Raw genomic sequence first — 13,031 nt, forward strand, 5'->3', positions numbered from 1 at the left:
CATGGCCGCACGGCAACGCATCATCCCCGTCAGGCGCGAATATAACCGCTGGGTTGCCAACCAGACGCTGGAAGATTATGCGCTGCGCTTCACCGCCAAGAGCGCCCGGCAATTTTCCTCCAACCGCATTTCCCACACCGCCATCGGCGCGATTTCCTTTCTGGCGCTGGAAGCCATCGGCGGCGCGATCACGCTCTCCTACGGCACCACCAACGCCTTTTACGCCATCCTCGTCGCCGCCATCGCCATGCTCGCCGTCGGCCTGCCGATCAGCCGTTATGCCATCCGCCACGGGGTCGATATCGATCTTCTGACGCGCGGCGCGAGCTTCGGTTACATCGGCTCCACCATCACCTCGCTGATCTATGCCGCCTTCACCTTCATGCTGTTCGCCATCGAAGCGTCGATCATGTCCGGCGCGCTGGAACTGGCGCTCGGCATTCCCTTGTGGATCGGCTACATCATCTCGGCCGTCATGGTCATTCCGCTCGTCACCCACGGCGTGCGCCTCATCAGCCGCTTCCAGATCGTCACCCAGCCCTTCTGGATCATCCTCAACGTCCTGCCTTTCGTGTTCATCGCTTTGATGGACTGGGAAAAATACGATCTCTGGCGCGCCTTTGCCGGCATACACCACGCCTCCGGCCCGCCGGGAACGGTCGCGGATTTCAACCTCGTGGAATTCGGCGCGGCCTCCGCCGTCATTCTGGCGCTGATGTCGCAGATCGGCGAACAGGTGGACTTCCTGCGCTTCCTGCCGGCCGAGGGGCAAAGCCGCCTGCGCCACCGCATCGCGGTTTTCCTGGCGGGCTCGGGCTGGGTCGTCGTCGGCGTGCCGAAGCTGCTCGCCGGCTCCTTCCTCGTGGTGCTCACCTTCAGCTCCGGCGTCTCGGTGGATCGCGCCGCCGATCCGGCGCAGATGTATCTCACTGCCTTCGGTTACATGATCCCCAACGAGACGGCGGCCATGCTGCTGATGGTCGCCTTCGTGGTTGTCTCGCAGCTGAAGATCAACGTCATGAATGCCTATGCGGGTTCGCTCGCCTGGTCGAACTTCTTCTCGCGCCTCACCCACAGCCACCCCGGCCGCGTCGTCTGGCTGGTCTTCAACGTGGCGATCGCGCTGCTTCTGATGGAGCTCGGCATCTACCGGCTGCTGGAAGAAACGCTCGGCATCTTCTCCATCATCGCCATGGCGTGGCTCTGCACCATTTCCGCCGATCTCTTCATCAACAAGCCGCTCGGCCTCGCCCCGCCGGGCATCGAATTCAAGCGCGCCCATCTTTACGACATCAACCCGGTCGGCGTCGGCTCCATGGCGCTTTCCGCCACCATCGCGCTGATGGCGCATTTCGGCGCCTTCGGCCCGCTCGCCGCATCGCTCGCGCCCTATCTGACGCTGATCGTCGCTTTCATGGCCTCGCCGCTGATTGCCTGGGGCACGAAGGGCAGATTTTATCTCGCCCGCAAGCCGCGCCAGAAATGGCGCGAAGAGAGCAGCATCACCTGCTCCATCTGCGAGCACCCTTTCGAGCCGGAAGACATGGCCTGGTGTCCGGCCTATGCCGCGCCGATCTGTTCGCTCTGCTGCTCGCTGGACAGCCGCTGCCATGACATGTGCAAGCCGAAGGCGAAGCTGAACTATCAGGTCGCAACCGTCGCGAAATCCTTCCTGCCGGATCAGCTGGTGGCGAAACTCGCCACCCGGCTCGGACGCTACGGCATGGCGGCGGCGATTGCCGTCACCGCCATCGGCGGCATATTGGCGATGATCGCCCATCAGGTCGGCACCGCCTCGCCGGAAACGGCCGATGTGGTGAACCGCACCATCCTCATCGTGTTTTTCGTCTTCGCCGTCATTGCCGGCATCGTCTGCTGGTTCCTCGTGCTTGCCCATGACAGCCGGGTGGTGGCGGAAGAGGAATCCTCCCGCCAGAACACATTGCTGCTCAAGGAAATCGCCGCCCACAAGAAGACCGATGCCGCCCTTCAGGACGCCAAGGAGACGGCCGAGGCCGCCAACCGCGCCAAGAGCCGTTATGTGGTGGGCCTCAGCCATGAATTGCGCACGCCGCTCAATGCCGTTCTGGGTTATGCCCAGATTCTCGAGCGCGACGACACCATTCCCCCGCCCCGGCAATCGGCGATCAAGGTCATCCGCCGCTCGGCCGATCACCTGTCCGGCCTGATCGACGGGCTTCTCGATATTTCCAAAATCGAGGCCGGGCGTCTGCAGGTCTACTCCAACGAGATCAATATTCAGGATTTTCTCGACCAGATCGTCGACATGTTCCGCCCGCAGGCGCAGGCCAAGGGGCTGGAGTTCCGCCACGACCGGTCGCGGGCCCTGCCGCAATATGTCCGCACCGATGAAAAGCGGCTGCGCCAGATTCTCGTCAACCTCATCTCCAACGCCATCAAATTCACCGATGAGGGCGCCGTCACCTTCGATGTCGGTTATCGCAGCCAGGTGGCGAGCTTCACCGTCTCAGATACCGGCCGCGGCATTGCCGAAAAAGACCTCGCCCGCATCTACGAACCCTTCCAGCGCGGCGAGGCAGACAGCGTGCGCCCCATGCCCGGCCTCGGCCTCGGCCTGACCATCACAAGGCTCCTCACCAACACGCTCGGCGGTGAAATTTCCGTTTCCAGCACAAAGGATGAAGGCTCCACCTTCCGCGTGCGCCTCATGCTCTCTGCCGTGCACCGGCCAAGCACGGCGCCGGCGGCGGAAAAGACCATCCGCTCCTATTCCGGGCCGCGCCGCACCATTGTCGTGGTCGATGACAATGAGGATCACCGCGAGCTGATGCGGCAGGTGCTCTCGCCGCTGGATTTCGTGGTGCTGACGGCGCAAAGCGGACCGGAATGCCTGACGCTCATCGAAGGCGTGAAGCCGGACCTCTTCCTCATCGATATTTCCATGCCCGGCATGACCGGCTGGCAGCTTGTGACGAAACTGCGTGAAGCCGGCCAGACTGCACCGCTCATCATGCTCTCGGCCAATATCGGCGACGGGACAGTGGCGGGTGCTGGAGAAGACAACCACAATGACGCCATCGCCAAGCCTGTCGATATCCGCCAGCTTTGCGACAGGCTTGCCGTGCATCTCGGCCTGAAATGGATCTACGAGGCGGATATGCCGCCCCCGCCATCGCCCGTGGCGCAGATCGTCCATCCCGGCGCAATTCACATTCAGGATTTGCAGCGGCTCGGCGAAATAGGCTACATACGCGGCATCGAGGCGAAACTCGCCGATCTTGCCCGCAACACGGAAAACCTGCCCTTCACGCAGGAGCTCGGCACCTATGTGCAGGCCTTCGATCTGGCCGGTTATGCGCATTTTCTCAAACGGTTTGCGGATAGTGACACGGGAGACGGCAAGGCATGAGCGGTCAGGCGGCGGCAGCCCCGAGAGACATCGTATTGCTGGTGGATGACAGCCCGGAAGCACTCGGGTTCCTCACCGATGCGCTGGAACAGTCAGGCTTTTCCGCCCTCATCGCCACCTCTGGCCAGGCCGCGCTCAACATTGCCGAACGCATCACGCCCGATATCATCCTGCTCGACGCCGTCATGCCGGCCATGGACGGTTTCGAGACATGCCGCCGCCTGAAGGCCAATGCGGCGGTGACGCAGGTACCCGTCATCTTCATGACCGGGCTGACGGAGACCGAACATGTGGTGCGGGCACTCGAATCCGGCGGTGTCGATTATCTGACCAAGCCGATCAACATCGATGAGTTGCGCGCCCGCATCCGCGTGCACCTTTCCAATGCCCGCTCGGCCCAAAGCGCCCGCGTCGCGCTCGATGCCGCCGGCCGCCACCTGCTTGCCGTGCGCGCCAATGGCGCCATCCACTGGTCGACGCCACAGGCGACGCGGCTCGTCAACGCCGCCACCGGCCGCGACGACGGCATGGAAATCGTCACCAGCCATATCGGCCGCTGGCTCGCAGAACGGGCGGCGGCGGAAACCGGCCGCGACGTGCCGCTGACGATCACCGAGGCCGGGCGGCCTGCCCTGCAGCTGTCCTTCCTTGGCGCCATGGGGCCGGATGAATTCCTCTTCCGCCTCACCGCCGCCAATGAGAAATCCGGCGACCACCTGCTGCGCGAGCATTTTTCCCTCACCGCCCGGGAATCGGAAGTGTTGCTGTGGATCGCGAGGGGCAAGTCCAACCGCGATATTGGCGATATTCTCGGCCTTTCCGCGAGAACCGTGAACAAGCATCTGGAGCAGATCTATGTGAAGCTCGGGGTGGAAAACCGGGCATCGGCGGCTGTGAAGGCGGCGCATATTCTGCATCAGGGGTGACGACAGCCATTATTATGGTAGATTGTCCGACATATTCCGCTTGAGTTTACTATGTCCGCTTATTGGGCGAGCGTCCGCCGCTTGTTTCTTCTCCCCGCCGGGGAGAAGTCCGCGGTAGCGGGATGAGGGGGCAAGCTCTCCGAAATCCGGCAACGTTGCCCCCTCATCCGACCCTTCGGGCCACCTTCTCCCCCTCGGGGAGAAGAAACAAGGGGCAACGCCGCAACCCACCCTCAAAATACCCCGCATCCCCCAACAAGGAGGACGTTCCCATGGACCGTTTCATCATCCTTTCCGGCTGCTCCGGCGGCGGAAAGTCCACGCTTCTCGCCGAGCTTGCCCGACGCGGTTTCGCCACCGTGGAAGAGCCCGGCCGCCGCATCGTCGTCGAAGAAACCCGCAATGGCGGCACGGCCCTGCCGTGGATCGACATCGAAGCCTTCGCCCGCCGCGCCATCGCCATGGCGCTCGAAGACCGGCAAAAGGCCCCGCCGGAAGGCCCGGTCTTCTTCGATCGCGGTCTGATCGACGCCGCCTCCGCGCTTCGCCATATAAATGGCGATGCCTTCATCGAGACGCTGGTGGCTGCACACCGCTATAATCGTCTGGTCTTCCTCACCCCGCCATGGCCGGAAATCTACAGGGGCGACAGCGAGCGCAAGCATGGCTTCGACGTGGCGATTGAGGAATATGAGCGTTTGCTCCGCGATTATGACGAGCTTGGCTACGATATTTCCGTGCTTCCGAAATCCGGCATAGAGGAACGCGCGGACTTTATTCTGACGCGGATCGACTGAAGCGCCCTGGCAAGAGAATGGGCTTCAGCGGTTTTCGAGCAATTGCGAGACGGTGACAAACTCAAACCCGCGTTGACGCAGACCGTCGATGATCAAGGGCAAAGCCTGCCGGGATATCTCGCGGCTTCGATACATGACATGCATGATGATGATGGAGCCGTTTCCGGTCTGCTCGATGACGTGTCTGGCGAAGGCGGCCGCATCCTCGGCGACATCGGGAAAGGATTCCGGTTCGACATCCCACATGATGGTTTTCCGGTCATGCCGGGAAAGATACCAGGGCAAGGTGAGCAGCTTCTTGCCATAGGGCGGGCGGAACATGATCTCGCCTTCATAACCCGCAGTCCGAATGGCCGCATCGGTGCGCTCGATCTCTTGCCCGATCCGCGCCGGCCCCATCAGCATCATGTTGGAATGCGTGTAACTATGGTTGCCGATCTGATGCCCCTCGCTGACGATCATGCGCGCCTGCGGCAGATTCTCTTCGGTCTCCTGACCGGTCAAAAAGAAAGTCGCTTTTACCCTACGCTCCCTCAGGATCGCCAAAACATCAGGCGTGAAACGCACCGACGGCCCGTCGTCGAAAGTCAGCGCCACCATCGGCCTCGCTGTTTCAACCCTTGCGATGATGCCGCCGAATAATTGCGTCGTCCGGGATTTGCTGAAGAAATGCAGGCCGACAAGCGCCGTCGCCAGCACGGCGAGAACAAGGAAGAGCGACACGGCTCGTTTTGTCGTCATTGCCATCCCTCATTGCAGTTTCCCGAGAGGATTGGTTTCCTGCCTTGTTGTCCCTAGTATGGCCGAGACCGCAAACAAAAAGCCCGGCATCGCTGCCGGGCTTCGATAGGGTGTCGCAGAAGGGCTTAGCTGCCCTGCTGGATGTAGGTGAACTTGCCGTCCGGACCCTTCTTCCATTCGTACATGACGTAGCCGGGAAGCTTCGGGTCGCCTTTCTCGTCGAAGGAGATCTCGCCGAGCGCGGTCGGGAAGGTACCGGACTTCAGGGCCTCGGCAACCTTTTCCGGCTCTACGGAACCGGCGGCCTTCGCCGCACCGGCAATCGCCTGCATCGCGGCATAGGAGTAGAGCGTGTAGGCTTCCGGGTTGAAGCCGGCGGCCTTGAACTTCTCTACCAGCTCCTTGTTTTCCGGGCGCAGCGTCGGATCGGGGCCGAAGGTGTTGAGCGTGCCTTCGACGGCGTCGCCGGCGATGGAAGCAAGTTCGTTCGAGACGATACCGTCGCCCGAAACGAGCTTGGCCTTCAGGCCCTGGTCAGCCGCCTGACGGATGATGAGGCCGGCTTCGGTGTGCAGGCCGCCCCAGTAGATGATGGAAACGCCGGCTTCCTTCATCTTGGAGATCAGCGCGGAGAAGTCCTTATCGCCGACGTTGACGCCTTCATACATGACTTCCGTCACGCCGGCGGCATTGGCAGCCTTCTTGGTTTCATCGGCAAGGCCCTGACCGTAAGGCGTCTTGTCGTGAATGATGGCGACCTTGGCGTCCTTGAAATGATCGGCCAGGTACTTGCCGGCAATGCCGCCCTGCTGGTCGTCACGGCCGCAGGTACGGAACGTGTTCCACAGGCCGCGCTCGGTGAAGACCGGGTTGGTTGCGGCGGGTGTGATTTCGAGAATGCCGTTTTCGGCATAAACTTCAGAAGCCGGAATGGAAACGCCGGAGTTGAAGTGACCGACAACGAATTTCACGCCGTCAGCGACGAATTTGTTGGCAACCGAAATACCCTGCTTGGGGTCGGATACGTCGTCGCCCAGCACGATCTTGATCTGCTCGCCATTGATGCCGCCGGCGGCATTGATGTCTTTCGCGGCCTGTTCGGCACCCTTCTGGATCTGAGCGCCGAAAGCAGCGTTCGGGCCGGTCAGCGGTGCGCCGACAGCGATCACGACATCGGCCCAGGCCGAACCGCCAAACGCGACCATGGCGGTCAGCGCAACAGCGGAAAGAAGAGACTTCTTCATTACTTTACTCCCAGTTCCTTTGGATGGGTTGATTGCAAGGACCTGTTCAGTACCCACCTTCACTGAACAGGAAACTGTTCCACTCTGACGAGCATTGTGCAGCCGGAAAAATCCGCCTGTCAATCTTTCTTCTTGTAGGAAAATGCCGATGTCCGGTCGTAAAGCCAATAGTAGTTATTGACCATCTGGCTTGTCCGGCGCGTGCGGAAACCGACGCTGGAAAAAACCAGAAGAAGAACGACGTCAAACACGTAATAGAAGCCGTTGATGAACGGCCCGTTGAACAGCGCGTGATGCAGAAACCGCATCACCACACCCAGAGCGAGCGTATAGATCACCACCCGCGTATAACCGCCCCAGCCATCGGCCACGGACTTGCCCGTGCGCCATGCCGTCCAGAAACCCAGAAGAACAACCAGCGCGCGCAGAACATACCGCACGCCGTTATCCGTTTCGAAAAAAAGGCCCTGCATCTCTTTCCCCATCAGTGCCGGGCAGAAACGCCCTGACCCTGCCTTGTCTGTCGTCCCGTCGTTTTCCCGCCGGGCATTTTATTGTTTGCACCCCGCCATGGTTCCTTAAGGTTTGGCCGAAAGGACGACAGGCCGCCGTTTGCAGTCTTGCGCCGCAAAATTTCCGGCGCAAGTAAAATCTTTCAGTGCCGTCCGCCTTCGAGATAGGCGGCGCGCACCTGCGGATCGGCGAGCAGTTCCCTGCCCGAACCGCTCATCGTCACCTTGCCGTTGACCATCACATAGGCGCGGTCGGAAAGCTTGAGCGCGGCAAAGGCGTTCTGCTCCACGAGGAAGACGGTCAGCCCCTCTTCCTGGTTGAGTTTCTTGATCGCCTCGAAAATGCCCTTGACGATCAAGGGTGCGAGACCGAGCGACGGCTCGTCCAGCAGCAGGAGCTTCGGCCGCGCCATCAGCGCGCGGCCGATGGAAAGCATCTGCTGCTCGCCGCCGGAAAGCGTACCGCCGCGCTGGCTCTGGCGCTCCTTCAGGCGCGGGAACATCACGAAGATCTTCTCGACGTCTTCCTTGAAATATTTCAGGTTATCGAGATTGGCGCCCATCTGCAGGTTTTCCAGCACCGTCATGCGCGGGAAAATCCGGCGGCCTTCGGGCGACTGGGCAATGCGCTTGCGCGCGATCAGATGGGTCGGCAGATGGGTAATATCCTCGCCGTCGAAGATCACCTGGCCGGCACGCGCCTGCGGGCTGCCGCAGATGGTCATCATCAGCGTCGACTTGCCGGCGCCGTTGGCGCCGATCAGGCTGACGATCTCACCCTTCTTGACCTCGACATCGACACCGGCCAGAGCCCGGATATTGCCATAATAGGTTTCGACACCCTGGACTTTCAGAAGCGGTTCACCGGACATCAGGCCGCTCCTCCGTCGAGTTCTTCCGCAATCACGTCTTCCACTTCATCATCCTCGACACCCAGATAGGCGGCGATGACCTTCGGGTCGTTCTTCACATGGTCCGGCGTGCCGTCGGAAATCTTCTGGCCATATTCCAGAACCACCACATGGTCGGAAATCTGCATCACCACGGACATGTCGTGCTCGATGAGGAGCAGCGACGTGCCCTCGTCGCGAATGCCGCGCAGAAGCGCGTTGAGCGCCAGCGATTCCTTCGGGTTGAGGCCGGCGGCCGGCTCGTCGAGGCACAAAAGCTCCGGCCCCGTGCACATGGCGCGGGCGATTTCCAGACGGCGCTGCGCACCATAGGGAAGGTCGCCGGCCGGGTCGTCGGCGCGGTCGATCAGATCGGCCTTTTCCAGCCAGTATTTGGCCTTTTCGATAGAGGCATCCACCGCCCGCCGGTAAGCGGGCAGGCCGAGAAGACCGAGGATCGTGTAACCCGAGGCCTTCATCAGCGCATTGTGCTGCGCCACCAGCAGGTTTTCCAGAACCGTGAGGCCCGAAAACAGGCGGATGTTCTGGAAGGTGCGCGCCACCTTGGCCTTCTTGGTGATTTCGAAATCCGGCAGGCGCTCGAGAAGATGCGCCTCGCCGCTTTGCTGGCGCATGGTGATCATGCCCATGGTCGGCTTGTAGAAGCCGGTGATGCAGTTGAAAACCGTGGTCTTTCCAGCACCGTTGGGGCCGATCAACGCCGTGATCTCGCCGCGCTTCGCCTCGAAGGAGAAGTCGTTGATGGCCATCAGGCCGCCGAAGCGCATCGAGAGATGTTCGACCTTGAGGATCGTATCGCCAGTCGTATTGGGTGTCATTGTTGCCGTTCCGGAAGCCATCAACCGTGACCTTCCTTGGTAAAGCTGCCGGAGACGGCCTTGCGTTCCTTAAGGAAGGCCGTGGGTTCACGCGAGCCGACGAAGCCGCGCGGCTTGAACAGCATGACGATGACCATGGCAAGGCCGAAGAGCAGCATACGGTAAAGTTCAGGCGTGAAGTCGGGCCCGAAGACATGCTTCAGGAACTCCATTTCGCGCAGAAGCTCGGTGCCGCCGACCATGACCAGCGCCGCAATGGCGATACCCGTCAGCGAGCCCATGCCGCCGAGAACGACGATGGCAAGAATGACGGCGGATTCGAGGAACACGAAGCTTTCCGGCGAAACGAAACCCTGACGCGCGGCGAAGAACGAGCCGGCGAAACCGCCGAACATCGCGCCCGTCGCAAAGGCGGTGAGCTTGGTGATGACGGTATCGATGCCGAGCGAACGGCAGGCGATTTCGTCCTCACGCAGCGCCTCCCAGGCGCGGCCGATTGGCATGCGGCGCAGGCGAATGGTCACATAGGCCGTCAGCATGCAAAGCAGCAGGATCACATAGAACAGGAAAATCTTGTAATAGGCCGACGACATCGACAGGCCGAAGGCCTTGGCGAAATTGTTCGACGCGCCGACATCGAAGGACCAGATGCCGAAGACGGACGCCTTGGCGATGCCGGAAATGCCGAAGGTGCCCTTGGTCACATCCGTCCAGTTCAAAAGCACGAGGCGGATGATTTCACCGAAGGCGAGTGTCACGATTGCCAGATAGTCGCCGCGAAGACGAAGAACCGGGAAACCGAGAATGATGCCCCAGAAGCCCGCGAGAATGCCGGCGACCGGCAGGAGCACCCAGAAGGACAGGCCGAAATGGCTTGAGAGCAGCGCATAGGAATAGGCGCCGACCGCATAAAAGGCCACGTAACCGAGATCGAGCAGGCCGGCGAGGCCGACGACGATGTTGAGGCCCCAGGCCAGCATCACATAGATCAGGATCTGGATGCCGAAATTGTCGACGAATTTCAGCGAACCCTGAAAGCCGAACAATTGCACGGCGATAACGGGATAAAGCAGCAGCAGGAGCAGCGCCAGCTTCAGGAAGTGCTTGTGGAAAAAGCCCTTCTCTTCGGAAATCTCCAGCACGCCGCTCTTGGCCTTGGCCAGCTTGCGACGATCCAGCGACGGCTTGATGAAGCCGACGACGAGGAAACGGCCGACAGCGGCAATGCCGACGAAGACCGCCAGAAGCCCCCAGCGGGTGCCCCAGATCAGCTGGTTGTTGATATCCTGATAGGTGACGATGCCGACATAAAGAATGAACATGCCGAACGAGATGAGGCCCGCAATCAGGCCCTCCTTCACAGCCGTCGCCATCAGGCTCGGGCTGGAAGCAGCGTTGTCGGAAGCGATATTGGTCATGGGATCACACCTTCTCGACTTCCGGACGACCGAGAATACCGGTCGGCTTGAAGATCAGCACGAAAGCCAGGATGCCGAATGCCGCGACATCCTTGTAGGCGATGGAGAAATAGGCCGACCACAGCGATTCGATGAGGCCGATCAGCAGACCGCCGAGAACAGCGCCCGGAAGCGAGCCGATGCCGCCGAGAACGGCCGCCGTAAACGCCTTGACGCCGGGGACGAAACCATCGCTGAACGAGGCCACGCCATAATACATCAGATACATCGTACCGGCGACGGCGGCCAGCGCCGCACCCATGATGAAGGTGATGGAGATCGTCTTGTCGACATCGACGCCCAGCAGCGCCGCCATCTTGCGGTCCTGTTCGGTGGCGCGCTGCGCCCGGCCGAGCGGGGTCTTGTTGACGATATACCAGAAAGCGAAGAGCAGCACCGAGGTGACGACCATGATGATCAGCTGCTTCAGCGACACGGTGACGGCGCCGAAATGATAGCTTTCCGTCACCATCGACGGGATCGGCTTGTTGCGCGGACCCTGCGTCACCTGAATGAAGTTGGACAGCGCGATCGACATGCCGATGGCCGTGATCAGCGGTGCAAGGCGGAAGGAGCCTCTGAGCGGGCGATAGGCGACGCGTTCGATCACCCAGTTCCACAGACCGGTCATCAGCATGGCGACGACCATCATCAGAAGCAGAAGAAGCGCCACCGGAATGCCGGCGACAAAGGATGTCACGATCAGGAAAACGATCAGCGCGGCGAAGCCGCCGAGCATGAAAATATCGCCATGGGCGAAGTTGATCATGCCGATGATGCCGTAAACCATCGTATAGCCGATAGCGATGAGGCCGTAGATCGATCCAAGAGTCAGCCCGTTGATGAGCTGCTGGATAAAATACTCCATGTCTTTCCCCCGGGCACGACCTCGAATGGGCCACGCCTCGTTATGTTAATTATAGGAGCGCCCTTGCAGGCAGGCCCCCACCCCCAAAATGCATATCGTGTTCGTTAAAAATGTGAAGTCAAAAACGGGCGATCCTGCACAAAATTTGGAATTTCCACATGGACTGCCGCTTTCCCGGTCAAAAGAGCCATGATTTTGGCAGGAAGTGCTGAAAAAATGACGGCCGGATGCTTATTTCAGCATTGTCCGACGCCATTATTTGACGGGCAGCGGGCAAAGGAGTAGCGAAGATCGGAACGGCGATATCCCGCAGACGGGATCAATTGGCAAAGAGATGATCGACATATTGACGAAAGCGGCGCTGGACGCCGGGCAGGCCATCATGGCGGTCCACCGTGCCGGCCCGCATGTGTCGTATAAGGATGACTGCTCGCCGGTGACCGAGGCCGATCAGCGCGCCGAGGCGATCATTCTTGCGGCGCTGGCCGCCCATTTTCCCGATATCCCCGTGGTTGCCGAAGAGGCGGTATCGAGCGGCATCCTGCCGGAAACCGGTGCGGAATTCTTCCTCGTCGACCCGCTGGATGGCACCAAGGAATTCATTTCCGGCAAGGACGATTTCACCGTCAACATCGCGCTCATCCGCAACGGCGCTCCGGTGGCCGGCGTGGTTTACGCCCCCTGCCGCGGGCAGGCATGGACGGGCGAGGACAACGCCGCCGAAAAGCTCGCCATTTCCGGCGAAGGCGCCATCCTGTCGCGCCACCCCATCCGCGCGCGCCAGCGCGGCGCTTCCCCCGTGGCGCTGATCAGCCGCTCGCATTGCACGGCGAAAACGGAAGCCTTCGTGGCCGAACACGGCCTGAAGGACTGCATCTCCGTCGGCTCCTCGCTGAAATTCTGCATGCTGGCCGAGGGCGCCGCCGATATTTACCCCCGCTTCAGCCGCACCATGATGTGGGACACGGCGGCCGGCGATGCCGTGCTGCGCGCTGCGGGCGGCAGGACGCTCGATTGCGAGGGCAGGCCGCTTGCATATGCGGTGAGGGGCGATGGCGAGGATGCGCTGGCCAATCCGGATTTCATTGCCGAAGGGGCGATGGCGGTGGAGCACGCGGGGTAACAGGCGCTTGGCGTTTGCTGCGGCTCTTGCGACGTGCGGCATTGATGAGTTTCCGTGTGTGCGGTTTACCCCCCTCTGCCCTGCCGGGCATCTCCCCCACAGGTGGGGAGATCGGCAAGGCGCACCGTCACCACTCCATACTCAAAGATCGAGATGACCGAGACATCGCCGCAAGTCGATCTCCCCCCTTGTGGGGGAGATGTCCGGCAGGACAGAGGGGGGTGAAGCCACACACACCAAGGC

At 61.1% G+C, this 13,031-nt stretch carries 11 protein-coding genes; 4 read left to right on the forward strand and 7 right to left on the reverse strand.

Annotated elements, in window-relative coordinates; genetic code table 11:
- Position 1: 1 nt before the first annotated feature.
- From I3J13_RS22640 to I3J13_RS22650, 3 genes are all read left to right on the forward strand, one after another.
- A complete protein-coding gene (locus I3J13_RS22640; protein ID WP_196380300.1) occupies positions 2-3,391 on the forward strand; it encodes a hybrid sensor histidine kinase/response regulator in 3,390 nt (1,129 codons plus the stop codon).
- Complete coding sequence (locus I3J13_RS22645) at positions 3,388-4,317, forward strand: response regulator (protein ID WP_196380301.1); 930 nt, start codon at positions 3,388-3,390, stop codon at positions 4,315-4,317. Before I3J13_RS22640 ends, I3J13_RS22645 begins: the two co-directional genes overlap by 4 nt.
- Before the next feature lie 272 nt (positions 4,318-4,589).
- Positions 4,590-5,114 carry an AAA family ATPase gene (locus tag I3J13_RS22650; RefSeq protein WP_196380302.1) on the forward strand — a complete coding sequence of 175 codons (525 nt, stop codon included), beginning with the start codon at positions 4,590-4,592 and terminating at the stop codon, positions 5,112-5,114.
- Between the two features lie 24 nt (positions 5,115-5,138).
- Here the strand turns inward: I3J13_RS22650 and I3J13_RS22655 are convergent, their stop codons facing one another.
- From I3J13_RS22655 to I3J13_RS22685, 7 genes are all read right to left on the reverse strand, one after another.
- Complete coding sequence (locus I3J13_RS22655; RefSeq protein WP_196380303.1) at positions 5,139-5,855, reverse strand: polysaccharide deacetylase family protein; 717 nt, start codon at positions 5,853-5,855, stop codon at positions 5,139-5,141.
- A 125-nt stretch (positions 5,856-5,980) separates the two neighbouring features.
- Positions 5,981-7,099 (reverse strand): branched-chain amino acid ABC transporter substrate-binding protein, encoded by a 1,119-nt coding sequence (locus I3J13_RS22660; RefSeq protein ID WP_003522916.1) that lies wholly within the window; start codon positions 7,097-7,099, stop codon positions 5,981-5,983.
- Positions 7,100-7,218: 119 nt separating this feature from the next.
- Complete coding sequence (locus I3J13_RS22665; RefSeq protein WP_003522917.1) at positions 7,219-7,572, reverse strand: DUF6867 family protein; 354 nt, start codon at positions 7,570-7,572, stop codon at positions 7,219-7,221.
- 182 nt (positions 7,573-7,754) lie between these two features.
- A complete protein-coding gene (locus tag I3J13_RS22670; RefSeq protein ID WP_003522918.1) occupies positions 7,755-8,483 on the reverse strand; it encodes an ABC transporter ATP-binding protein in 729 nt (242 codons plus the stop codon).
- Entirely contained in the window at positions 8,483-9,361 is an 879-nt protein-coding gene (locus tag I3J13_RS22675; RefSeq protein ID WP_003522919.1) for an ABC transporter ATP-binding protein, read from the reverse strand. The genes I3J13_RS22670 and I3J13_RS22675 overlap by 1 nt, the downstream gene beginning before the upstream one ends.
- Positions 9,361-10,713, reverse strand: a complete 1,353-nt coding sequence (gene livM, locus I3J13_RS22680; protein WP_420867952.1) for a high-affinity branched-chain amino acid ABC transporter permease LivM — start codon at positions 10,711-10,713, stop codon at positions 9,361-9,363. The genes I3J13_RS22675 and livM overlap by 1 nt, the downstream gene beginning before the upstream one ends.
- Before the next feature lie 49 nt (positions 10,714-10,762).
- The gene (locus I3J13_RS22685; protein WP_059754529.1) at positions 10,763-11,665 is read right to left on the reverse strand and encodes a branched-chain amino acid ABC transporter permease; all 903 of its coding nucleotides are present in this window, start codon (positions 11,663-11,665) and stop codon (positions 10,763-10,765) included.
- Positions 11,666-11,999: 334 nt separating this feature from the next.
- Between I3J13_RS22685 and cysQ the strand changes: the two genes are divergently transcribed.
- Complete coding sequence (gene cysQ / locus I3J13_RS22690) at positions 12,000-12,788, forward strand: 3'(2'),5'-bisphosphate nucleotidase CysQ (RefSeq protein WP_196380305.1); 789 nt, start codon at positions 12,000-12,002, stop codon at positions 12,786-12,788.
- Positions 12,789-13,031: the final 243 nt, after the last annotated feature.

The sequence above is a fragment of the Agrobacterium leguminum genome (genome assembly GCF_015704895.1).
Lineage (GTDB): Bacteria > Pseudomonadota > Alphaproteobacteria > Rhizobiales > Rhizobiaceae > Agrobacterium > Agrobacterium leguminum.

Excerpts from the sequence above, each read along its gene's own strand:
- I3J13_RS22640 (WP_196380300.1), top strand. The coding sequence starts at position 2 with ATGGCCGCACGGCAACGCATCATCCCCGTCAGGCGCGAATATAACCGC.
- I3J13_RS22645 (WP_196380301.1), top strand. The coding sequence starts at position 3,388 with ATGAGCGGTCAGGCGGCGGCAGCCCCGAGAGACATCGTATTGCTGGTG.
- I3J13_RS22650 (WP_196380302.1), top strand. The coding sequence starts at position 4,590 with ATGGACCGTTTCATCATCCTTTCCGGCTGCTCCGGCGGCGGAAAGTCC.
- I3J13_RS22655 (WP_196380303.1), bottom strand. The coding sequence starts at position 5,855 with ATGACGACAAAACGAGCCGTGTCGCTCTTCCTTGTTCTCGCCGTGCTG.
- I3J13_RS22660 (WP_003522916.1), bottom strand. The coding sequence starts at position 7,099 with ATGAAGAAGTCTCTTCTTTCCGCTGTTGCGCTGACCGCCATGGTCGCG.
- I3J13_RS22665 (WP_003522917.1), bottom strand. The coding sequence starts at position 7,572 with ATGCAGGGCCTTTTTTTCGAAACGGATAACGGCGTGCGGTATGTTCTG.
- I3J13_RS22670 (WP_003522918.1), bottom strand. The coding sequence starts at position 8,483 with ATGTCCGGTGAACCGCTTCTGAAAGTCCAGGGTGTCGAAACCTATTAT.
- I3J13_RS22675 (WP_003522919.1), bottom strand. The coding sequence starts at position 9,361 with ATGGCTTCCGGAACGGCAACAATGACACCCAATACGACTGGCGATACG.
- livM (WP_420867952.1), bottom strand. The coding sequence starts at position 10,713 with ATGGCGACGGCTGTGAAGGAGGGCCTGATTGCGGGCCTCATCTCGTTC.
- I3J13_RS22685 (WP_059754529.1), bottom strand. The coding sequence starts at position 11,665 with ATGGAGTATTTTATCCAGCAGCTCATCAACGGGCTGACTCTTGGATCG.
- cysQ (WP_196380305.1), top strand. The coding sequence starts at position 12,000 with ATGATCGACATATTGACGAAAGCGGCGCTGGACGCCGGGCAGGCCATC.